The organism is Nonomuraea sp. CX421, from assembly GCF_059358955.1.
On sequence record NZ_JCADBK010000001.1, the window covers coordinates 586,230 to 606,928 of the forward strand.

The window sequence follows — 20,699 nt, forward strand, 5'->3', positions numbered from 1 at the left end:
AGGGACGCGTTTCCCTCCCACGCGGCGCCATGTCGACCCCTGGGTTTAGTAGTCCGAAACCCAGCCGTCGGACGGCCTGCCCTCGGTGCCGGCCGTGTGGTAGCAGCGCTCCATCGGCCGGCCACCGGTGACGAGGCCGAGATCGACCTCGTCGATCGCGGTCAGCTCGTCGCTCAGGTCGTCCAATCGAACGATCTTCTTGTCCACTGGTCTTCCCTCCCTTTCAGTGAGTCGCGAGCCCCCTTGGCGACGTGCGCGGGCGTCGTCCTTGGAGACGTGCGCAGGCGTCGTCGGCTCGCGGTCGAAGCCCACCACCTGGCGTTTGTGGCTCACTTGGAGGCGACTTGTAGCGGACACCGGCTGGTACGCCAGCGCGGCGCAGCGCCGGGCCCGCTGCCGACGCAGAATGACGGCATGAGGGCAATCGTCCAGGAAGCGTACGGGTCACCAAATGTCCTTCAATTACGAGACATCGACATTCCAGCGGTCAAGGACGACGAGGTGCTCGTACGCGTGCACGCCGCCTCCGTGCACCCCGACGTGTGGCACGTCGTGAGCGGCCGGCCGTACGTGCTGCGCGTCATGGGGTCCGGGTTGCGACGGCCGAAGAACCGCGTCCCGGGCACGGACATGGCCGGCGTGGTGGAGTCGGCAGGGGCGAACGCGACCCGGTTCCGGCCCGGCGACGAGGTGTTCGGCGAGACCATCCGCGGCCAGCAGTGGAAGAACGGCGGCGCCTACGCCGAATACGTCTCCGTGCCAGCGGACAACCTGGCGCCGAAACCCGGCGGCGTCAGCTTCGAACAGGCCGCATGCGTGCCCACCGCCGGGCTCATCACCCTGCTGAACCTCCCGCCGGGCCCGCTGGGAAACGTCCTGGTCAACGGCGCCGCCGGGGGCGTGGGCGGGTGCGCCGTACAGATCGCCAAGGCGCGCGGCGCGACGGTGACGGGCGTCGAGCACACCTCCAAGCTCGACCTGGTGAGCGCGCTCGGCGCGGACCACGTGATCGACTACACCGTGGAGGACTTCACCCGGCGCGGCGTACGCTACGACCTCATCGTGGACATCCCCGGCAATCACTCGTTCGCGGACTGCCGCCGCGCGCTGACCCCCGACGGCACGTACGTCCTCATCGGCCACGACCGCTACGGCGACGCGGGCCGCAAGGTGCTGGGCAGTCTGCCGCGCTTCGTCGGTCTGATGGCCCGGTCCGTGTTCCAGCGGCAGTTGCCGAGACCCACCAGAGCCACGCCTCCCACGAAGGACTCGATGGCCGTGCTCGCGGACCTGCTGAGGACGGGCGAGCTCAGCCCGGTCATCGACCGCGCGTTCCCCCTGGCCGAGGCACCGGCGGCGCTCCGCTACCTGACCGAGGGGACGGCCCGGGGCAGGATCGTCGTCACCCTGTAACTGGCTGCTTGATTTGTGGCTATTTGCATTGAATAGCGGCAACGGCCAAGGGATCATGGTGGGGGGGTTTCACCGGGGGAAGGGACGGTCCTCGTGACCGAATGGGTCAAAGTCGAGACGGTGGTGGAACCGACGGGGCTGAAAGGAACGGGGGACCTGGTTCTCTTCTGCGGCTTCCAGGGCAGGGACGGCGGGCCCGGCGAGGATGACGATCTGACGCAGTGGGTGCCAGGGACCGAGGACGAGCGGCTGGCGTGGCTGGCGGCCTTACAGGAGTGCCGCGGGGAGATCGCGGCGGCGAGGGATGAGCTCCACAAGGCGAAGGCCTGGGAGCTACGCTGGCGGACCCGTCGGATCTCTTCACGCCATGACGCACGAGTCCGGCGGGCGGTCGAGGCGTACCAGCCCGTCCAGGAGGAGATCAGGCTCAGGCTGGCGGCGGAGAGGCGCAGGCAGGAGGAGGTCTTCAGGACGGTGTCCGCCCAGCAGGTATGGCGGTACGGAGTGGCGGACCACTCTCCCTACACCGCGGTCGCCTATCGGGATGACGTGACTCCGGACCCGAGCATGCCGCCGTCCAGCGCGGCCGCCCGCGCTTCGCGGCCGGTGAGCGGGTTTGAGCTCACGGCAGGACTTCGCGCCCTGCGCCGTGGTCGGGTCAGGCGCGTCAAGTGGGATCCCGCCGCCGTCGCGGAGACGCGGCGGCACTACGGTGAGGCGGCCGCCGAGGTGTGGAAGCAGTGGGTGAACCAGATCTCCGGGTCCATGGCGCGAGACTTCCCCGAGGGCGGCGGCGACTGGCCCAAGTCGGATGCCGGCAACCTGGACGAGGGCGCCAGGGGCTGGTTCGAGCCGGAAGCCGGCGACCTGGACTGGCTCGCCGACATCTCGCCGCACGCCGATTCCGCCGGCGAGGCTTCAACGAGCGGGTCCTCAGGCGGTGGCTACTCGGGCGGTGGATCGTCCAGCCGCGGGGGCTCCAGTGGCGGGTACTCCAGCGGTGGATCGTCCAGCAGCGGGGACAGCGGTGGGGACAGCGGTGGGGACAGCGGCTCCTCCGGCGGGTGGGACTGACGCGCGTCGGCCCATGAGGCGGCGCGCTCGACGAGCCGAAGGTCTCGTCACGGTTGGCGGGCACACGCCCCTGCGCGGCGCTCGGACCGGCGCCAACGCGAAAACCCGGGAATCCCGCCAGCCACAATAGGAAGATCCACCAAAAACTCCCCATCTATATAGAGAACGAATAGAGTTCGCTTTCGGAGTATGACTGGACATTGCATGAAATCCAGACGCCACAAAAGCCGTAAGTCATGCATTTCGCCGCAGTCCGGCGCCCACGGTCCGGCGCATCCCAGATCTTCCTCGGCGACCCGGCCGCCCCCGCCGTGCGGTACGCCCGGAGCGCCGACCCCGGCTCCATCGCCGACGCCGTGATCGACCTCATGAACGATCCGGCCGCACGCCGTGCTCTCGCGGAGAACGGGGAACGGTTCGTCCGGGAGCGGCTGAGCTGGGCCAGGGCCGCGAAGGAGACGGTCGAGGTCTACCGGGTCGCTGCCGCAGGGCCGCCACGGCACAGCCGAGTCCGACCGCCGCGACCAGGATCGTCACCGGGACCAGCGCCGCCCAGCCACTTCGTTCCATGACAGCGGCGTACAGGGGCGGCCCCAGCAGCGTGCCCAGGCTGCCGAGCTGGGTCAGGGCGCCGGCGGCCCAGGCCGTACGGTCGCCCGCGACCACGGGCACCATCGCGAACAGCGCCGACACGGCCAGCCCGTTCATCGCCATCAGGGCCGCCGCCGACAGGGCTGCCACGACAGTCGATCCGGCGAGCAGAACACCTGCGGACACCGCCGCCATGGGCATGACCGCGGCCAGGAGCCGCTGTGGCGCCACCCCCGCGTTCAGCAGCGCACCGGCCGACATGCTGCCGAGCGCGCTCGACGCGGCCACCACCCCGGTCACCAGACCCGCGTCGCTCACGGCCAGTCCATGCACGGTGGAGAGGAACGTCGACAACAGGGTCACCACGGCCACCCCGACCAGGGCGATCAGGGCGAACGCCACGGCCAGCGGCCAGACCCCGCGGCCACGCCCGCGCACCGCCTGCCGGGGGCGACCCGCGATGTCCGGCAGGGCCAGGCGTGCCACGCCGGCCGTGACGAGCGCCAGCCCTCCTATCGCGGTCGCCGACGCCCGCCATCCTGAAGCGCTCAGCAACCCGCCCATCACCGAGGCCAGAGCCAAGCCGACCGGAACGCACATCCCCCACAACGCCAGCGCGAGCCGTGCCCGCTCGGCTCGGAGCAGCCGGGCGAGCAGGGCGGGGCCCAGAACCACCACGGCCGCGTATCCGACCCCCTGGCCCACGCGGAGCACGATCAGCGCTTCGGAGTGGCTCATGCTCGCCGACGCCATGCTCGCCGCCGCGAGTATCAGGAGTCCTGCGATGAACGGCCCGCGCAATCGACGCGTGTCCGCCCACTGGCCCACCGGCATACAGGTGAGCCCGGCCACCAAGGTGACCCCGGACGCCAACCAGCCCGTCATCGCGAAAGGGAGAGCGAACTCGTCGCTCAGCTGTGCCAGGAACGGGGTCAACGCCCCGAGCGTCATAGCGGCCGTGACACCGGCCAGCAACACCACCGCGATGATCCTTCGTTCGGCCATGCGGCCGCACCTCCCCTGCTCGGGAGACACGACCGGTTCTCCGGCCCGACCCTCAGCCCATGGGGCGATGTCTCTGGAGGATCCTCACGATCGCGCGACGTCCGCGCTCGGATCAGCCTACGGCCTTCCCCGTCGTCCGAGCCAGGCCGGGCCGTCAGGGAGCCAGGTCGAGCCAGCCCTCGAACCCCGACGGGTCATGGCGGCCCATCACGGCGTGCTCGAACAGGCCATGGCCGACGCTCCCCTCACAGGTGACCCGGGCGATGTGGTCGACGGTGGAGTACGGCAGCCGGCCGACGATCCCGGGGTCGGTGAGGTCGTACTCGGTGGCAGACGTCCAGTCACGGCCCTTCCACTGCCCGTGCTGCCATTCCGGGTCACCGCCGTACCCCGCGCCGACCGTGAGCGACACGGAGCCGAGTGTCTGGACGTCCACCACCAGCGGAGCGCCATCAGGCGTGGTGAGGTGCAGCCGAGCGGACTCCGGATAGCGGGTGCCGCTGCGGTAGGTGATCTCGACGCGCGGCCAGCCCAGCTGCTCGACGCGGCCGTCGGCGAAGGCGCGGGTCGCGTGGTTGAGCGTGCGGTGGCCGTCCGGGCTCTCCTGGACGATGACGAGCAGCGAGTAGTCGTCGAACCGCAGCGGGGCGTAGGTCCACCAGTGCCCGCCGGTCGGCTCGTCGCCGAGCCGGCCGGCGGGATCGGCGTCGCCGACCGGGCGGATGCCCCATGAGCGGTCCCGGCTGCCCATCCAGGTGCCGGGATCCACGACCAGCTCGCCGCCGTCGAACGCCAGGGTCCCGGACCAGCTGCCCACCTGCGCGAACCGGGTGGCGTCGAGGATCGAGCGCGGCCCCGCGTCGAGGATGTGACGCTCCTCCAGGGTCGCCGGGAACGATCCCTCCCATACGAGGTCGAAGGAGAGGCTCTCGTGCTCGCAGACCACGCGCAGCTTCTGCAGGGGCTCGATCACTTCGATCCGGAAGCCGCCGACCTCGGTGCGCAACTCGCCCGCCTCATAGGCGTCGGAGAAGCGCACCGCCCACTGCCGGTCGCCGGAGCGCACGGTGGCGAACGCGTCGATCACCCCGAGATTGGGGTAGATGCCCAGGCCCATGACCAGGAACCGTTCGCCGGTGCGGTCGTGGGCGTTGAAGTAGTAGCGGTCATAGAAGTTCTTGTCGCTGCTGGCGACCCGCGCCATGGACAGCGGTGCCTGGTGGACCGGCAGTTCGTCGAGTGGCACGGGCTTCATCGGGGCTCCCTGTCGTGGTGGTGGGTCATATCTGCCCCTTCGGGCTCGGTCATGCTCGCCGGGCTCACTTCCAGCTGTAGGTGCCGTCGATGAGTCGCCGCCGCATCTGGTGGTGCAGGACGTACTCGTTCGGGTCCTCGGGAGCCGCCAGCTCGCCGAAGTGCATGCGGCGGCGGTGGATCCGGGCCATCACCGTCCCGTACCGCGGCGCCGCGTAGGTGAGGTAGAAGTCCAGGTCCTGGACCTGGACGCCCGCGGTCCGCTCGTAGCGGGCCACCACGTCGTCGCGCCGGTCGCCTAGGTGGCTCGCCGATCCTCGACCTCGACCGTCAGGGCCGGCCAGGACAGGGCAAGCCGTAGCAGTTCGTCGGTCGGCAAGGCGCCGAGCATGGGCAGAGACCGATCCGGCCGGAAGTGGACGACCGTCCCTGTCGCTCCGTCGCCGGCGATCGGTTCCAGATCCGTCACCGGAACACCGTGCTCGTAACGCTGGTGCCAAGCTCCGTCCCGCCGGCGGTTGGTGTGGACGAGCCACTCGCTGAGCGCCGCGACGACGGACATGCCGCGACGAGGGTGGCCATCGGGAAGCGTCTGGGTCTCAGGGTGATCGAAGAACCGAAGGTCCTTCGACGCCATGATCGGCTTCTTCACCAGCTGGTCCTGATCATCGAGGCGGGTGTCCGTGCCTCGCCCGTCGTCCGCCACCGAGACCGAGCCGTCGGCCTGAAGCGTGATGACGCAGCGCCCGCCGTCGCCGCACTCGGCCTCGTCGGCGGCGTAGGCGACGACTTCCAGGATCAGGTGCGGGACGCCGCCGGGAGCGAACGTGGCCGGCCTCTGGCGGATGTGCGTGAGGTGGTCGATGTCGACGCCGCTCCCCCAGTCATGCGTCGTGTTGGACCAGAAAGCCCTCGGCGTACCCATCGGAGAAGTATGCCAGCCGACGAGGAAGGAAGTACGTCCTGGAAAACGGCTTGGTGCGGCGTACGTCGTACAGGGCATGACCATGCTGGTAAACACGCCCCCAACCAGGCCGAACGGCTGACCGATGCGCTCGACGGCGACAACGTCCACCCCTTCGCCGCCAACGGCGCCGAGCCCGTCGCGTTCGTCAGCGTGACGCCGTGATAATGGCCGACGTGGAGGAGATCAAGGTCGTCGTCGCCCATCGCGAGCGCGCGACCCTGCGCGTCGGCGACGTGTTTCTGAAGATCGACACCAACCAGCGGCGTACCGACGTCGAGGTCGAGGCGATGACGATGGCGCCGATCCCGACTCCGGACGTCTTGTGGCGCACGCCCCCCGTGCTCGCGCTCGCCGCCCTCCCCGGCACGGCACTCGGCCGCCTCGGCGAGCCATCGACCGCCTCATCGTCGGCGTGGGCCGCGGCGGGTGCCGCCGTGCGGAAGTTGCACGAGGCGCCACTGCCGCCCTGGCCTGGCCCGAATCTGGAGAAGGTCGCGTCGCGCCTCGACGGCGAATCCGAGCGGCTCATCACGAACGGCGTCCTTCCCGCCGACCTGGTCACGCGTAACCGTCAGGTTGCCGAGGCCGCGCTCCGGCCGTGGACACCGGTGTTCACGCACGGCGATCTGCAGGTCAGCCACGTGTTCGTCGACGGTGACGAGATCACCGGCGTGATCGACTGGTCTGAGGCGAGCCAGGGCGACGCCCTGCATGACCTGGCCATTCTGACGTTCGGACACGAGGAGCGTCTTGGCGACGTCGTCGCCGGCTATGGCACCGATGTCGACCTCGACGTGATTCGCGGATGGTGGTCGTCGCGAAGCCTGCTGGCGATCCGCTGGCTGGTCGAGCACGGGTTCGACCCGTTCTTGCCAGGCTGCGAGGTCGACGTGCTGAGATCCCGGATGTGAGACTGCACGAGCCCACCCGTAACCGGACACACGAGCCCACCCGTATCCGGACATAGGCGTTGACACGACGACAGACGGGCGGAGGACCGGCGGCACGCAGTTCATTGTCTGGACGCAGCGAAGATGACAGTAGGACCTGCTTCCGACCTGGGCACTGTCACTTCGATGGGTGTCGAATTACCAGTGCTCGCGTCATCGAAGTTGGCAGTATCCGGCCGAAGATCAAGTGTCATGGCTTGGGCGGGCTGGAACGCCGGGTGTCCAGTGGGCGATCTGATCCCAGCCAGCCCTGCGGATGCTGCGCACAAGACCGGCCCGTTGGCGATTGCCGTTCACCGTCTCGACGCTGGCGTCGTTGTCCATGGATGCGTCGATGAGTCCCCACTGGCGGAGAGGCATCGTGATGATCAGGCCGGCACTCATAGATCACGAAAGGTGGTCAAGGTGATCAGTTCCCACTGCCGAGACCGGCCCGCGCGGCCAAGCCTGGCCCGAGATCATGGCCCCGCTGAGCCCGCCTTGCGCCGGGCAGCCCGGCTGGCTGGTCGGCCTGGTCCTGCGACACCGGCCGACAGGCCGGAAGTCGGCGCATTCGCTACTCCTCCTGTGGTTGGAGACGGGCGATGGCGGCCTGCATCAGACCTCGTGGCGGAGTGGGCTGAACCAGATCGGTATCCAGCTAAGCGCCATGATCGCTGCGCCTGTCCACATTGCCGTCCCGATGCCCCAGACCTCGCCAAGAAGGCCCGCCAGCAGACCACCGACGCCGACCGCACCGATAAGGATCAGGCGCATGGTGGCGTTCATCCGGCCGAGCATCGGGTCGGGTGTAACCTTCTGCCTGAAGCTGACGAGCAGCACGTTGTTCACCCCTGTCCGGAAGCACAAAATGCTCCATGCGGCCGCCGAGATCCAGACGCTCCAGCCGACGAACGGCACCAGAAGCGCGAACGGCGCAGTGGTCATGCCGACGATCCACACGGCACGCCCGCGGCCGAACCGCCGGCCGATCAGGTGAGCCGTCGAGGAACCGGCCAGCCCACCGAGCCCGCCGATGGCAAGGTAAGCCCCGAGCACCCAGGCGGGATGCCCGAGCTCGTTGACGAGTAGCACGGGCAGCAGCGTCGAGCAGAGCGGGAAGGCGAGGTTCGTCATGCCGCCTTGTGTCGCGATGGCGATGAGGACCCGGTTGCCGAAGAGGAATCGCACCCCCTCGCCGATCTGCCGTCCGAGTCGCTCGCCGGGTACGGGGGCGGGCGCGGGTTCGGGCTTACTGATCCGGCGTAGCCACACGGCCGACCACAGGTAGGTGAGCGCGTCGAGCAGGATCGCCACCGGCGCGCCCGCGAGAGCCACCAACACTCCGGCGGAGCTTCTGCCGCCCACATCCATCGCCGCGTTCGTGCCGACGAGCACTGAGTTCGCGGCGGTGAGCCGGTCGCGGCCGACCAGGTGCGGGACCGTGCTCTGCGAGGCGACGTCGAAGAAGAGCGTGCCGATTCCCGTCGCGATGGCGACGCCGTACAGCTGGGTCATCGTGAGAGCGTCCAGCCACCACGTGACCGTTACCGACACCAGAAGCACGGCGCGAACCAGGTCCGTCGCGATCATCACCGGGCGGCGCCTGACCCGGTCCACCCATGCTCCGGCGGGCAAGCCGAGGACGAGCACGGTGATGGTGGTGAGGGCGCTGAGCAGTCCCACTTCACCGGGCCCCGCATTGAGGGCGATCACCGCGAGCAGGGGCATCGCCACGTAGCCGACCTGGGTGCCGAACTGGCTGACCGCCGACGCCAGGTAGAAATTTCTGAAGGAGGGGTCATGCAGGAGCGGAGGCTCGGCAACAGTTGTCATACCACCTAGATGATGGAATCGTCAGTCCGAGCGCTATTGATTAAGCAGAGGACGAATCGGATGGGCCTTGAGCTGACGTTCACCGCACAGGATGCGGCCAATGTCCGTTTCGCGGCTTCTCCTCTGTGGGAGGTCGTCGCCAGCGTGCGGGTGGTGAAGAATCCGGCCGCGCATGCCGTACTGAAGCCCTGGGCCGAACGGGTGCGGCGGCGGCTCGCCGATGTCGACTGGCGGTTGCTGTCCGACCTGGTGCCGGTGCCGACGATCTCGATCGTCGGCTTCGTCTGCCCGCCGCCCTCAACCTCCGTACCCGACCTGGAGGTCGAGCTGGCCGGGATGGCGGCGATGGCACCCCTGGTTCAGGAGGGTCTCGACGTCTGGGACGGTCCGCGCACCCGAGCACTCCAAGAGCTCTACGCCGACCCCGTGGGCGGCCTCGAACGGCTGGCCGAGGAGATCCGCAGCTACTGGGAGGCGGCCATCGCGCCCTACTGGCCGCGCGTACGGGCCCTGCTCGAAGGCGATGTGCTCTACCGCGCCAGGTTGCTGGCCGAGGGCGGCCTGCGGCGCATGCTCAGCGACCTTGACCCCGCCGTGACGTGGGGGGGAGAGACACTGCGCCTGCCCAAGACGGTCTGCGAAGGTGTGCGCCCGCTAGGCGGCCTGGGACTGTTGCTTGTGCCATCGGTGTTCACCTGGCCGCGCGTCTTCTCCATCACGACCCCGCCCTGGCAGCCCACGATCCGCTACCCCCCGCGCGGCGTCGCGACGCTCTGGGAGCACCGCGAGAGCGACCCGCCACAGGCGCTGGCCGCCGTGCTCGGCCGGACCCGCACCCGACTGCTGGCCGAACTCGACCAGCCCGCCTCAACCAGGGAACTGGCCGCCCGCCTCGACCTGTCGGAACCAGGCGCGAACCAGCACCTCACCGCTCTCCGCAGGGCCGGATTGGCCAGCGCGCACCGCACGGGGAGATATGTGCTCTATGCCCGTACGGCCGTCGCCGAGACGCTACTCGCCGGCGACGCGAGTCCCATACCGAGCGGTCACGAGTACGAACGGGCGGGAATCGCCGAAGTCCTCGACCCACCCCGCGCCCACTGACGACCAGGCCCCCAGCCTGCGGAACACGCTGCAAGCGCCTCAGATGGACAACCGCCGCTGTCTGGACGCAGCGAAGATGACAGTTGTGGCATCGAAGTTGAGAGTACGGAGCCGAAGATCAACTGTTATGCCCGTACTTGCTTCAGGGATGCCCGGACTGCTGCGGTGGTTGCCAGGGTCGAATGCCTTCGCCGGCCAGGAGTAGCGCGGCCTCGGGCAGGTCGAGGTCTTCGGCGGTTTCGGCTGAGTGCAGGTGGTGGGGCGCGCCGGGTTCCCAGAGTGCGAGCGGTTTGAGCAGCGCCGGATCGACGGTTCTGATCTTGAGGTGGTTCAGGATCCGGTTGGCGACCACGGTGGGGTGGTAGTCGTCGCAGTATTCGTGCCAGAGGGTGCCGGCCCAGGGGTCGTAGCGGCGTTGGTCCATGAAGTAGCGCAGCGCGTCCAGCAGGCTGCCGGTGAAGCTGAGTTCGTCGATGATGAGCATCGCCGCGACGCTGAGCAGCGGTCCGGGCTGGTAGGCGAGCAGGTCGCCGCAGCGTTCGCGGGCGGTGGGTCCGGCGGTGAGGGCGAGTTGGTCGCGCAGGTGGCAGAACTCGTGGAAGGTCCACCACAGGTGGACGTCGGTGTCGGCGGGGAGCATCTCCGGGGTGCCGAAATAGATCGCCAGGCGGAACAGCAGTTCATAGAGATCCCAGAACGTCTTGGTGGGTTCGATGGGGCCATCGCGTAGGCGGCGTAGCCGGGCCAGGAGGTCCTGTTGGATGCGCAGCAATCGCTCGTTTTCGACGGGCTGGCTGGGGAGGTGGGCGAGTTGCTGGCGGCAGTTGCGGGCGCCGACGATGCGTCCCTGCGGGCCGAACGGTCCGTTGCATTCGCGGCGGTAGCGGAGGGTGTCGCCGACGCTGATCCGGGTGTGGCAGCTCGGGCAGCAGCCGGTCAGATAGACGCGGTGCTGGGGGCAGATCACGCAGGGCAGCAGGTGCCAGGCGATGCGCCAGATTGGGTCGGGTCCGGCTAGGCAGCGGGGGCAGATGGCCGCGGTGTCGGCGCGCCAGGGCCAGGGCCGGGTGCTGGTGGTGCCGGTCCAGCTGTAGGTGATGAACTGGCCGCCCTGACCGAACAGCGCCATGCGCATCATGGCGCGGGCGCGCAGGCCGGTGGCGTCGCGCAGGTTCTCGAAGACGTACTTGCCGTCGAAGATGGTGAGAATGTCCTCGCCCAGGGTGTAGCGCTGCGGGGTGTAGGGCGGCAGGCCGAGCAGGGACGCGACGGTGTCGCGGTGGCTGTGCTGCGCCTCGACCAGGCGGAAGAACCAGGAGTGGAAGGCCTCCCCGTCCGCGGGCGGCGGCACCAGGGCCAGGTCTCCTGGCCGCCATCGCGGATCTTGTCCAGCATGTGCAGGTCGTCCAGGAGCAGCAGTTCGGTGCCACATGCCTCGATCGCGTCCAGCACGGGATCGGTGAGGGTCCACTTCGTCGCGGTGCGGCCGGGGTTCGGGACGTGCAGGAACTTGCCGATGGCCTGCGACAGCATGCCCGCGGTCGCGCCGGTGCTGGCGCTGACATAGATCACCGGCACCCGGTCGCCGAGAAAGTCTCCACGAAAGTCGGCCGGTGACACTCCTGGGCTGGGGACCAGGTCGGGGTGGCGGCGCCACCAGTCCAGCTCGCATTCCTTGCCGATCAACTTGAGCAGGGACGTTTGCCGCAGTGTCCGGGCCCGTTGATGATCGCGCTGTGGAAGGTGGCGTCCTGGCCGCCGGGGCCAGACATCTGCAAGGCCGTCAGACATTCATCGAGTATTCGTCGCGCTCTTGACGGAGGAAATGAACGCTCTTTTAATTCGCATATGGCGCGTATCGCAGGGGTTACCGCCGCCGAGACCCGTGAACGGCTGCTGCAGGCGGCCGCCGACGGGTTCGCGGAGCGCGGCTACGACGGCACCCGCGTGGCCGACATCGCCGCCGCCGCCGGAGTGAGCAACGGCGCGCTGTACGCGCACTTCGGCTCGAAAGCCGAGTTGCTGGTGGCCGCGCTGCGCGCGCACGGGCCGCGCCTGCTGGCCACGCTGTTCGCCGCCGAACCCGACCGGCCGATCGCCGACCTGCTCGTCGACGTCGGCCGACGGCTGCCCCACCGCCGCGAGGCCGCCGGCTATCTCATCGTCGAGGCGCTGGTCGCGGCCCGGCGCGACCAGGACGTCGCCCGGCCGATGCGCGACTACATCGGCGAACGCGCCGACTGGCTCGCCGGGCTGGTCCACGTCGGCCAGGCGGCGGGCGAGCTCGACACCACGCTGTCGCCGGACGCGCTCGCCCACCTCTGCCTGCTGCTGGCGATGGGCAGCGCGCTGATCACACCGGACCTGCACGCCGTGAACGACGAGGAGTGGACCTCGTTGCTCACCCGGATCGTCGGCGCCCTCGCTCCGACCGACACCACAGCACCGACGGGAGCACCGCAGTGAAGGTACGGATCGACGCCGGGCGATGCCAGGGACACGGCCGCTGCTACGACCTCGCCCCCGACCTGTTCGGCGAGGACGACGAGGGCTACGGGCAGGTCATCGGCGATGGCGCCGTGCCGCCCGGCGAGGAGCGGCCCGCGCGCCTGGCGGTGTCCAACTGTCCCGAACGAGCGATCGAGATCCTCTAGGAGCCGCCATGACCGTCGACGATCGCTTCGGCCAGGACTATCGGGAGGCGCTGGAGGAACGGCCCCTCGGCATCCGCAACGAGATCATCACCGGCCCGGTCTCCGACTGGGCGACCGACTTCTCCCACGCCGAGCCCGAATGGGCGGCCGACCCGTACCCCATCCAGGACGACCTGCGGCAGCGCTGCCCGATCGCGCGCACCGAGCGGTTCGGCGGCGCCTGGTTGCCGACCCGCTACGAGGACGTCGCGGCCATCGCCTACGACACCGAGCGCTTCTCCTCGCGCGCGATCATCGTGAGCAACGTCCGGCCGCCTCTCGAACTGGCGCCGGTGGGCAGCGTGCCGCCGATCTCCTCCGACCCGCCCTTCCACCACCACGCGCGCAGGCTCCTGCTGCCGGCGTTCACCAAGACCGCGGTGGCCCGGCGAGAGGCGGAGACCCGGGCGTTCTGCCACTCGCTCATCGATGCGCTGGAGGGGCAGGAGGTCGTCGACGCCGCCCGTGATTACGCCCAGCACATCCCGATGCGCGTCATCGCCGACATGCTCGGCTTCCCGCCCGAGGACGGGCCGCAGTTCCGCGAGTTCGTCGAGAACGCGCTCGAAGGCGTCAACGCTCCGCCCGAGGTGCGCATCCCCCGGATGGAGAAGCTGTTCGACTACCTGCTCACGCAGATCCGCGACCACGTCGACCACCCGCGCGACGACCTCACGACCTACCTCGTCAACGTGGAGCTGCACGGCCGGAAGCTGGAGCAGTCGCACGTGGCCGGCACGATGGCGCTGCTGCTCATCGCCGGCATCGACACGACGTGGAGCGCCATCGGCGCCTCTCTCTGGCATCTGGCGAAGACTCCCGCCGACCGCGAGCGGCTGGTGGCCGAGCCGGAGCTGCTGCCGACCGCGATGGAGGAGCTGCTGCGCGCCTACGCCCCGGTCACGATGGCCCGGCTGGTCAAGGAGGACATGCACTGGGGCGGCGTCGACATGAAGGCCGAGGACTGGGTCCTGCTGTCGTTCCCGGCCGCCAACCGGGATCCGGCGCAGTTCGACCGGGCGGCCGACGTCGTCATCGACCGTGAGGTCAACCGGCACGCCGCGTTCGGCCTCGGCATCCACCGCTGCGTCGGGTCGCACCTGGCCCGCATGGAGTTGCGGGTCGCCCTTGAGGTCTGGCTGGAGAGGTTTCCGGTCTTCGGGCTCTCCGACTCGGCGCCGGTGACCTGGGCCACGGGTCAGGTGCGCGGCCCGCGCACCCTCCCGATCCGTGTGGGCTGAGCACGGCCCGGAGGCGACCGGTCGTCAGTGGCCGTGATGGTACTGGTGCGTCACGGCGTGCCCCTTGCCTCGTGAGATCAGCCACTTGTTCACCGGGGTGGTGAGCAGGAACGCCACGAGCAGGGAGCCGGCCAGCGCGCCCCAGAAGAGCATGCTGGTGACGCCGGCGTCCATCGCCCCGGGCACGACGAGCATCACCGCGTTGTCGAGCACCTCCATGACGGCGATGGAGATGGTGTCGGCGGCCAGCGCGACCTTCAGCGCGGTGCGCAGCCCCACACCGGCGCGCAGCACGCCGCGCATGGTGAGCGCGTAGCCGAAGACGAACGCCAGCGCCACCGACAGCACGACGGTCGCGAGGTTGCTCAGGCCGGCCGAGGTGCCGATGACCATGCCGAGCACCTCGCCGATGGCGCACCCGGTCAGACAGTGCAGGGTCGCCTGCGCCGCCATCGCCCAGGACGCGCCGGGGCCGGCGGCGTCATGGTCATGAGACCCGGCTGACCGGGAAGGGGGGTGGTGGCTGTCGTGAGACACGTGGAGCCTCCTTGGTGGTCGGCTCCCCATGATACGGGTAGGGGGTATCTGCCGTCGAAGCCGGTGGCCCCCGCCTTCGACTCCGGGCGTCACAGGCCGTAGCGGCTGAGCACGTCTCGCCTGCGCGGCGCGAGGAACTTCCTGGTCATCCGGCCGGTGGTGAGCCATGCGACGGCGTCGCCGTTCCTGGTGCTGGCCAGCATCCTGTCGACGAGGTAGGGCGCGACGTCATCGACGTGGTCGCACAGGATGTTGAGCGCCTTTCGCTGCTTGGCCACCAGTTCCGGGGCGACGGCGGCCTCCCGCAGCCAGCCCTCGGTGATGAGGATGCCGGGCCTGACCTGCCCGATCCGTACGCCGGTCCCGGCGACCTCCTTGGCCAGCGCCCGGGTGAACGAGTCGAGGCCGCGCTTGGTGGCCGAGTAGACGCCCATGCCCGGGCGGATCCGGCCGTCGCTGCCGCCGCCGAGGATGTTGAAGATCTGGCCGCCGCCGTGGGCTCGCATGCCCCGGACGGCGACCTGGGAGCCGTACACGGTGCCGAGCATGTTCGTGGTGACCATCGCGCGGACGTCGTCGGGCGTGGTCTCGACGATGGTACGGGTGGTGTGGGCGACGCCGGCATTGTTGATCCACAGGTCGACCCCGCCGAGCGCGTCGACGGCCGCCGTCCACAGCTTCTCGACCTGCTCGGCGTCGGTGACGTCCACGGCGAACCCGTGGACCGTGGCCTCTCCGGTCGCCTCCGGCCGCAGCCGCTCGACGGCGTCGTCCACGGCCGCCTGGGTGCGGCCCGAGACGACCACGGAGTGCCCGCGCCGGAGCAGCTCTCGGGCGAGCGCGAAGCCGATTCCCTTGGTGCTGCCGGTGACGACTGCCTTCCGCATGGCTACTCCTGGGGGGTGACGAGTCGCAGGCACGGGCCTTTCTCGCCGGTCCGCGCGGGCGGGAGCCGGGGACGCGGACGACCTGGCGTCGCGCCTGACATCGGCGTTGATCTTACGCCCCGCCCGCGTCCTGGGATAGACCACTTGTCCGGCGGTGACCGATCTGTCCGAGGACGCCGGGCCCGGGAGACCGGACAGCGCGAACGTCTGGTCCGGAGGCGCGCTCACCCGTCTCGGAGGGCGTGGAGTCGGCTACGACCCGAGCACCTTCAGTGCCTTCGCCACGCCGGGGTCAGTGCCGGCCGAGTAGTCCTTGGCGGTCATGGGCGCCTGGTAGTCGACGGGCACGCCCATGCCGTCGACGATCTCTCCGTTCGCGGAGGCGTGGTGGCGCGGGGTCAGGAGCAGCACACTCTTGTCCTCCAACTGGTACGCCTGCGGGAGACCGGCGACCCCGCCGGCCGTTCGGGCGCCTACCAGCTTGCCCAGCCCGAGGCTCTTGACCGCGCTGCTGAAGGCGTCGCAGGCGGAGGCGCAGGCGCTGTCGGTGAGCACGGCGATGGGCAGCTTCAGCAGGGGTGTGGTGGTGTCGGTGCGATGCTCCTCGCAGTCTCCCTTCACATCGCACTCCCAGCTGTAGACCTTGTCGTGCACGAGGGCGCTGAGCAGCTTGGAGACCTCCTCATCGCGCCCGCCGCCGTTCCCGCGCAGGTCGAGGATCACACCACGCAGCTCCTTGTCCTCGCGAAGCTCAGCGATCTTCTTGAGCACGGTGTTCGCGGCCTCCGGCGCGAACATGGGCATGACGACGTGGGCGATGTCGCCGCTCAGTCGCTCGGCGGTCACGGCCGGAGCTTCGGGCCTGGGCATTGCCGCCGGCCGCAGCTTGACGGTGATCGTCTTACCGGTGGCCGGGCGTCGGATCGCCAGGCGTACCGAGTCCTGCGCCGACTTGGCGCGGAAGTCCTCCAGCAGCCCCGGCGACAGCATGCCGTTGACGAAGAGGGGCAGGCCGTTGATCTTTTCGATGACGTCACCCGGCCGTAGTCCGGCCTTCGCGGCCGGTGATCCCGCCGCCACCGCCTTGAGGTATATCGGGCCGGTCGCGTCGCGCATGTCGATCGGTGCCCGGCCTTCCGATGCGAGCGCGACGCCGAAACCCAGTTGCTGGGTGGTGGACGGTGTCTGGCTGGGCAACCAGGTGTTGTGGTTGTCGTGCAGGCTGGTGATGATTCCCCGCATGGTGGCGGAGGCCAGCGCCTGCCGTAGCTCGGCCTGGTCCGGCAGGTCGGCCAGCACGGTCTCGTACGTCTTGGCGAAGGTGTCCCAGTCCGCTTCGCGATCGCCGGTGAGCTTGTGCAGGACGGCCGTCGGCCGGTCGAGGTCGCGGCGCTGCAGTTCCTGCGTGAACGCCGAGAAGGCGGACTTCAGCAGCGCGCGGTTGTCCATGATGGGACCGTTGTAGGCGTGCGCCAAGACGCAGTGGTACGCCTGCTCCAAGGTCGTGATCGTGGTGGGTGATCCTGTCGCCGGCTCCGGCCCGTTGGGCGGGTTGACGCACGCGGCCAGCGCCTGGGCCGTGGTCGCGTCGGCTGCGACGGGGCTGCCGTAGGCCAGCAGGCTGGATGCGATCACCGCGGTCACACCGGCGGCGAGCACGCGCCGGCTCTTCCCCGTGCGCCTGGGCTTCGCGGGGAGCAGTGCAGTCGAATTGTCGGTCATGTCGCGCAAGGCTGCCGATGCCGGGGTTGCTTCGATGTGAACGTGAGCGTTAACGCCCTGTTACGGCTGGTGCGGTAGTGAGATGCCATGCGTGTACTGGTCGCGGAGGACGAACGCGGTCTGGCCGATCTGGTGGCCGTGGGACTACGCCGGCATGCCATGGCGGTCGACGTGGCCTACGACGGCGCGGCGGCGGCCGAACGGCTGGCCGTCAACGACTACGACGTGGTGGTGCTGGATCGGGACCTGCCCGAGGTGCACGGGGATGTGGTCTGCCAGGACCTGGTGCGAGCCGGGGCGCGTACGCGCATCCTGATGTTGACCGCCGCGGCATCAGTGCCGGAGCGGGTCGCCGGCCTGGCCCTGGGGGCCGACGACTACCTGCCCAAGCCCTTCGACTACACCGAACTGCTCGCCCGCGTGCAGGCCCTCGGGCGACGCAGCCAATCGCCACTGCCGCCGATGCTGCATCGGCACGGGATCGTACTGGACACTCACCGCCTCCAGGCGTTCCGTGACGGCCGGTTCCTGCGGCTGTCGCTCAAGGAGTACGCGGTACTGGAGGTGCTGATGCGGGCGAACGGCGCCATCGTGAGCGCGGAGAGGCTGCTGGAGTCGGCCTGGGACGAGCACGCCGACCCGTTCACCACCGTGGTGCGCGTCATCATCAGCCGCCTGCGCGTCAAGCTGGGCGAACCGCCGTGCATCCAGACCGTGCCGGGCGCCGGATACGTGCTGTGATCGGTCGACAGTCCGAGCCGGCGGTGGGCGTTCCGGCGCTCAGTGCGGGAAGGACGGAGGTTCCGGAGTGCGGCCCTCGTGGTGGTGGACGATCTTCCATTCGCCGTCGCGCCGGCGGAGCAGGTCGGTGATGCGCACGGACGCCGACATGGCGTTCGGCTCGCCGTAGGTGAAGTCGAAGTAGTAGCAGAGGAGGGCGACGTCGCCCCATATCTCCTCGCGGACGAAGTTGATGTTCCACGCGAACTCGCCCCGAGCCTTCGACTGGGCCCGGTCGGTCTCGTGGAAGTCGAGCCGCTGCTGCCGGCCCACGACCAGGTCGGGGACGAACAGGTCCCACAGCGTGCAGTCGTCGGCCAGCAACGTCTCCATGGCGTCGATGTCTCCGTTGCCGAAGTTCTCGAACAGGGTGGTGATCAGCTGCCGGAGCCGGGCGAGTTCCTGGCGCTCGGCGGGGGTGGTCTCGGTCATGACAGGGCCTTTCGGTGGAGGAGCTTCCGGTGGAGAAGCTTTCAGTGGCGGAACACGTTGTTCATGTCGGGGATGGCGGCGACGATCTGCTCCAGCAGCCCGACCGTCGTCGGCCCGTCGAGGCCGACCGGTGGCGCGAGCTCGATCCAGTCGTAGATCTCGGCGTGTACGCGCAGCCGGTCCAGCACGGATCGCCGCGAACCGGCCAGGCTGAAGGTGGTGACCATCTCGTCGCTGACCGACGCCACCAGGGCGTCCTCGTCGCCGCGCGCCATCGCGTCGAGGCCCGCGGCGAGCTCGCGTTCGAACCCGTGCCACCGCAGGACGTCGTGGAAGTACGGGGTCCGGAAGTAGAAGGCGATGCCCGGCCGCGCCCGGTCGATGGCCTCCCGCTCGTCGTCGCCGATCGTGGTGTAGACCATGGCGGCCCGGCCGACCGGCGAGTCGCGTCGTGCCGAGGCGGCGCCCCTGGCGATGGCGGGAAGCGACGTCTCCCGGACCCATTCCGGGGAGCACATGACGTTCATCAGCAGTCCGTCGGCCACCTCGCCGCCCAGCTCGGTCATCTTGGCGCCGGTGGCGGCGATCCACACCCGCAGCGGATGGCCGGTCGGCGGCGCCAGGCGGCGGTAGCCGGCGAACCGGTAGAACGGCCCGTCGTGATCGCGCGGCACGCCGTCCGGAGCCTCGTAGGCCTGGCGGACCGCGCCGATGAAGTCGCGCATGCGGGCGACCGGCCTGCTGTGGTCGACGCCGTGCCAGTCCTCGCTCCAGGCCTTGGGCATCGCCCCGAACGCCACCGCCGCGCGCCCGCCGGACAGCCCCTGCAGGGCCGACACGGCCACGGCCGTGGCGACCGGGGTGCGGGTCCAGGTCGCCACGGTGGCCATGAGCGTGGCCTGGTCCGTCACCGTGCTCAGCGCGCCCAGCATGGCGACCGCGTCGGTGAAGCCGTCGCCCACCCCGATCATGGTGGCGCCGGCCCGGTCGGCGGCGATCCCGAGGCGAACCGCTTCGGCCGCGCTCACGCTGGGCTGCCCCAGGGCGATCCCGACCCCTCGCCTCGGCCCCTGAACCGCGCTTTCCATCCTTCTCGCATCCCTTCGCATCGCCTGGAACGATCCATGCCGGCCGGTCGTGGGTCGCCGGCGACCCGGCGTCACGGCGGGCCGTGCGTGGACCGGAGCACCAGCCGGGTGGGGACGCGGCGCTCCACCGGCCGCTCGTCCGGCGAGCGATCGTGCCGGAGCAGCAGGTCGACCGCCATCCGGGCGAGCAGGTCGAGGTCGCAGTGCACCGTCGTCAGGCCGATCAGCGGCCACGCGGCCATCGGGATGTCGTCGAAGCCGATCACGGTCAGGTCCGGCGGGACGGTGAGGCCCAGCTCGCGCGCCGCCGACAGCACGCCGAACGCGACCACGTCGTTGCCGCAGACGATCGCCGTGGGACGGTCGGCGCGGGAGAGCAGGTCAAGGGCCGCGGCTCGCCCCGCGTCGTGGGTGAAGTCGACCCGCCTGGTGAGCTCGTGGCGCGGGTGCACGCCGTGGCGGCGCAGCGCGCGGTCGAGACCGTCGGCGCGTTCCTGACCGGTGGACGTGGCCGCGGGGCCCTGGACGGCGCCGACGCGCTCGTGCCCCAGCTCGACCAGCAGGTCGCCGATGGCCGTCGCGCCGCCCTGGTTGTCGAACCCGCAGCTGTCGGACTCGGCCCGGTCGAGCAGCCGGTTGGCCAGGACGTGCGGGATGCCGCGTTCGGTGAGGTCGCGGGGCAGCGTGGAACGGCGTCGCGTCGTGGTGAGGATGACGCCGTCGTAGGAGCCGTCGGCCAGCGCCTCCAGCCCGATGGGGCCCTCGACGTTGTCGGTCACGACCACGGTGCGGAAGTCGTGCCGGGCCAGGTGGCGGCGCAGCGGCTCGACCAGCTCCGGGTAGTAGGGATTGGTCAGCTCCTCGGTGACCACCGCGATGCGCCTGGTGGTGCGCATCGACAGCGTGCGGCCGGCCTCGCTCGGGATGTACGCCAGCTCGCGGGCGGCGCGCATGACCCGTTCGCGGGTCTCGGGCGAGATGCCGGGGACGTCGCGCAGGGCCCGGGACACGGTCGGCTGGGAGACGCCGGCCAACTGGGCGACGTCGAAACTGGTCACCTTCTTCGGCACTCGCCTACGCCCCTTTCGCTCCTGAACGCGGCCCTGCCTGGCGCCGGCCCCCAGGCCTGGCTGAGGGCCGGTTTCT

Annotated in this window: 21 protein-coding genes; 8 read left to right on the forward strand and 13 right to left on the reverse strand. The window is 69.9% G+C overall.

Annotation, left to right across the window (positions count from 1 at the left end; translation table 11 throughout):
- Nucleotides 1-45: 45 nt before the first annotated feature.
- Entirely contained in the window at nucleotides 46-207 is a 162-nt protein-coding gene (locus AC5L3X_RS02740) for a hypothetical protein (protein WP_189122264.1), read from the reverse strand.
- A gap of 207 nt (nucleotides 208-414) precedes the next feature.
- Between AC5L3X_RS02740 and AC5L3X_RS02745 the strand changes: the two genes are divergently transcribed.
- Nucleotides 415-1,413 carry an NAD(P)-dependent alcohol dehydrogenase gene (locus AC5L3X_RS02745; protein ID WP_494854838.1) on the forward strand — a complete coding sequence of 333 codons (999 nt, stop codon included), beginning with the start codon at nucleotides 415-417 and terminating at the stop codon, nucleotides 1,411-1,413.
- A 93-nt stretch (nucleotides 1,414-1,506) separates the two neighbouring features.
- Nucleotides 1,507-2,487, forward strand: a complete 981-nt coding sequence (locus AC5L3X_RS02750) for a hypothetical protein (protein ID WP_494854839.1) — start codon at nucleotides 1,507-1,509, stop codon at nucleotides 2,485-2,487.
- A gap of 366 nt (nucleotides 2,488-2,853) precedes the next feature.
- On the opposite strand, the gene AC5L3X_RS02755 is transcribed toward AC5L3X_RS02750, so the two are convergent.
- From AC5L3X_RS02755 to AC5L3X_RS02770, 4 genes are all read right to left on the reverse strand, one after another.
- The gene (locus AC5L3X_RS02755) at nucleotides 2,854-4,083 is read right to left on the reverse strand and encodes an MFS transporter (protein ID WP_494854840.1); all 1,230 of its coding nucleotides are present in this window, start codon (nucleotides 4,081-4,083) and stop codon (nucleotides 2,854-2,856) included.
- 154 nt (nucleotides 4,084-4,237) lie between these two features.
- A complete protein-coding gene (locus AC5L3X_RS02760) occupies nucleotides 4,238-5,338 on the reverse strand; it encodes an Rv3169 family protein (RefSeq protein WP_494854842.1) in 1,101 nt (366 codons plus the stop codon).
- Nucleotides 5,339-5,402: 64 nt separating this feature from the next.
- Nucleotides 5,403-5,618 (reverse strand): hypothetical protein, encoded by a 216-nt coding sequence (locus tag AC5L3X_RS02765; RefSeq protein WP_494854844.1) that lies wholly within the window; start codon nucleotides 5,616-5,618, stop codon nucleotides 5,403-5,405.
- A 17-nt stretch (nucleotides 5,619-5,635) separates the two neighbouring features.
- Entirely contained in the window at nucleotides 5,636-6,412 is a 777-nt protein-coding gene (locus AC5L3X_RS02770; RefSeq protein WP_494854846.1) for a hypothetical protein, read from the reverse strand.
- 56 nt (nucleotides 6,413-6,468) lie between these two features.
- Here AC5L3X_RS02770 and AC5L3X_RS02775 point away from each other — a divergent pair, with 56 nt between their 5' ends.
- A complete protein-coding gene (locus AC5L3X_RS02775) occupies nucleotides 6,469-7,215 on the forward strand; it encodes a phosphotransferase family protein (protein ID WP_494854847.1) in 747 nt (248 codons plus the stop codon).
- A gap of 636 nt (nucleotides 7,216-7,851) precedes the next feature.
- On the opposite strand, the gene AC5L3X_RS02780 is transcribed toward AC5L3X_RS02775, so the two are convergent.
- The gene (locus AC5L3X_RS02780; RefSeq protein ID WP_494854848.1) at nucleotides 7,852-9,069 is read right to left on the reverse strand and encodes an MFS transporter; all 1,218 of its coding nucleotides are present in this window, start codon (nucleotides 9,067-9,069) and stop codon (nucleotides 7,852-7,854) included.
- A 60-nt stretch (nucleotides 9,070-9,129) separates the two neighbouring features.
- Between AC5L3X_RS02780 and AC5L3X_RS02785 the strand changes: the two genes are divergently transcribed.
- Nucleotides 9,130-10,173: an ArsR/SmtB family transcription factor gene (locus AC5L3X_RS02785; protein ID WP_494854849.1), complete on the forward strand. Its 1,044-nt coding sequence runs from the start codon at nucleotides 9,130-9,132 to the stop codon at nucleotides 10,171-10,173.
- Between the two features lie 142 nt (nucleotides 10,174-10,315).
- Here AC5L3X_RS02785 and AC5L3X_RS02790 read toward each other — a convergent pair whose 3' ends face one another.
- On the reverse strand, nucleotides 10,316-11,524 hold the full coding sequence (locus AC5L3X_RS02790; RefSeq protein ID WP_494854850.1) for a TniQ family protein: 1,209 nt from the start codon (nucleotides 11,522-11,524) through the stop codon (nucleotides 10,316-10,318).
- Nucleotides 11,525-12,021: 497 nt separating this feature from the next.
- On the opposite strand from AC5L3X_RS02790, the gene AC5L3X_RS02795 reads away from it, so the two are divergent.
- The 3 genes from AC5L3X_RS02795 to AC5L3X_RS02805 are packed head-to-tail and all read left to right on the forward strand — an operon-like array spanning nucleotide 12,022 to nucleotide 14,107.
- Nucleotides 12,022-12,639, forward strand: a complete 618-nt coding sequence (locus AC5L3X_RS02795) for a TetR family transcriptional regulator (protein WP_494854851.1) — start codon at nucleotides 12,022-12,024, stop codon at nucleotides 12,637-12,639.
- Nucleotides 12,636-12,827 carry a ferredoxin gene (locus AC5L3X_RS02800; protein ID WP_494854852.1) on the forward strand — a complete coding sequence of 64 codons (192 nt, stop codon included), beginning with the start codon at nucleotides 12,636-12,638 and terminating at the stop codon, nucleotides 12,825-12,827. Before AC5L3X_RS02795 ends, AC5L3X_RS02800 begins: the two co-directional genes overlap by 4 nt.
- A gap of 8 nt (nucleotides 12,828-12,835) precedes the next feature.
- Complete coding sequence (locus tag AC5L3X_RS02805; protein WP_189122276.1) at nucleotides 12,836-14,107, forward strand: cytochrome P450; 1,272 nt, start codon at nucleotides 12,836-12,838, stop codon at nucleotides 14,105-14,107.
- Between the two features lie 24 nt (nucleotides 14,108-14,131).
- Here AC5L3X_RS02805 and AC5L3X_RS02810 read toward each other — a convergent pair whose 3' ends face one another.
- From AC5L3X_RS02810 to AC5L3X_RS02820, 3 genes are all read right to left on the reverse strand, one after another.
- Complete coding sequence (locus AC5L3X_RS02810) at nucleotides 14,132-14,644, reverse strand: DUF4396 domain-containing protein (RefSeq protein ID WP_225262051.1); 513 nt, start codon at nucleotides 14,642-14,644, stop codon at nucleotides 14,132-14,134.
- 89 nt (nucleotides 14,645-14,733) lie between these two features.
- Nucleotides 14,734-15,531 (reverse strand): SDR family oxidoreductase, encoded by a 798-nt coding sequence (locus tag AC5L3X_RS02815; protein ID WP_494854854.1) that lies wholly within the window; start codon nucleotides 15,529-15,531, stop codon nucleotides 14,734-14,736.
- Between the two features lie 252 nt (nucleotides 15,532-15,783).
- A complete protein-coding gene (locus AC5L3X_RS02820) occupies nucleotides 15,784-17,253 on the reverse strand; it encodes a S41 family peptidase (RefSeq protein WP_494854855.1) in 1,470 nt (489 codons plus the stop codon).
- 87 nt (nucleotides 17,254-17,340) lie between these two features.
- Between AC5L3X_RS02820 and AC5L3X_RS02825 the strand changes: the two genes are divergently transcribed.
- Nucleotides 17,341-17,994, forward strand: a complete 654-nt coding sequence (locus AC5L3X_RS02825) for a response regulator transcription factor (protein ID WP_494854857.1) — start codon at nucleotides 17,341-17,343, stop codon at nucleotides 17,992-17,994.
- A 39-nt stretch (nucleotides 17,995-18,033) separates the two neighbouring features.
- Here the strand turns inward: AC5L3X_RS02825 and AC5L3X_RS02830 are convergent, their stop codons facing one another.
- The 3 genes from AC5L3X_RS02830 to AC5L3X_RS02840 are packed head-to-tail and all read right to left on the reverse strand — an operon-like array spanning nucleotide 18,034 to nucleotide 20,623.
- Nucleotides 18,034-18,465 carry a YybH family protein gene (locus AC5L3X_RS02830; protein ID WP_494854858.1) on the reverse strand — a complete coding sequence of 144 codons (432 nt, stop codon included), beginning with the start codon at nucleotides 18,463-18,465 and terminating at the stop codon, nucleotides 18,034-18,036.
- 41 nt (nucleotides 18,466-18,506) lie between these two features.
- Nucleotides 18,507-19,574: an LLM class flavin-dependent oxidoreductase gene (locus AC5L3X_RS02835; protein ID WP_494854860.1), complete on the reverse strand. Its 1,068-nt coding sequence runs from the start codon at nucleotides 19,572-19,574 to the stop codon at nucleotides 18,507-18,509.
- 50 nt (nucleotides 19,575-19,624) lie between these two features.
- Nucleotides 19,625-20,623: a LacI family DNA-binding transcriptional regulator gene (locus tag AC5L3X_RS02840; RefSeq protein ID WP_494854862.1), complete on the reverse strand. Its 999-nt coding sequence runs from the start codon at nucleotides 20,621-20,623 to the stop codon at nucleotides 19,625-19,627.
- Nucleotides 20,624-20,699 lie beyond the last annotated feature (76 nt).

Excerpts from the sequence above, each read along its gene's own strand:
- AC5L3X_RS02760 (WP_494854842.1), bottom strand. The coding sequence starts at position 5,338 with ATGAAGCCCGTGCCACTCGACGAACTGCCGGTCCACCAGGCACCGCTG.
- AC5L3X_RS02775 (WP_494854847.1), top strand. The coding sequence starts at position 6,469 with ATGGCCGACGTGGAGGAGATCAAGGTCGTCGTCGCCCATCGCGAGCGC.
- AC5L3X_RS02815 (WP_494854854.1), bottom strand. The coding sequence starts at position 15,531 with ATGCGGAAGGCAGTCGTCACCGGCAGCACCAAGGGAATCGGCTTCGCG.
- AC5L3X_RS02755 (WP_494854840.1), bottom strand. The coding sequence starts at position 4,083 with ATGGCCGAACGAAGGATCATCGCGGTGGTGTTGCTGGCCGGTGTCACG.
- AC5L3X_RS02820 (WP_494854855.1), bottom strand. The coding sequence starts at position 17,253 with ATGACCGACAATTCGACTGCACTGCTCCCCGCGAAGCCCAGGCGCACG.
- AC5L3X_RS02805 (WP_189122276.1), top strand. The coding sequence starts at position 12,836 with ATGACCGTCGACGATCGCTTCGGCCAGGACTATCGGGAGGCGCTGGAG.
- AC5L3X_RS02745 (WP_494854838.1), top strand. The coding sequence starts at position 415 with ATGAGGGCAATCGTCCAGGAAGCGTACGGGTCACCAAATGTCCTTCAA.
- AC5L3X_RS02785 (WP_494854849.1), top strand. The coding sequence starts at position 9,130 with ATGGGCCTTGAGCTGACGTTCACCGCACAGGATGCGGCCAATGTCCGT.
- AC5L3X_RS02795 (WP_494854851.1), top strand. The coding sequence starts at position 12,022 with ATGGCGCGTATCGCAGGGGTTACCGCCGCCGAGACCCGTGAACGGCTG.
- AC5L3X_RS02780 (WP_494854848.1), bottom strand. The coding sequence starts at position 9,069 with ATGACAACTGTTGCCGAGCCTCCGCTCCTGCATGACCCCTCCTTCAGA.
- AC5L3X_RS02835 (WP_494854860.1), bottom strand. The coding sequence starts at position 19,574 with ATGCGAAGGGATGCGAGAAGGATGGAAAGCGCGGTTCAGGGGCCGAGG.
- AC5L3X_RS02825 (WP_494854857.1), top strand. The coding sequence starts at position 17,341 with ATGCGTGTACTGGTCGCGGAGGACGAACGCGGTCTGGCCGATCTGGTG.
- AC5L3X_RS02830 (WP_494854858.1), bottom strand. The coding sequence starts at position 18,465 with ATGACCGAGACCACCCCCGCCGAGCGCCAGGAACTCGCCCGGCTCCGG.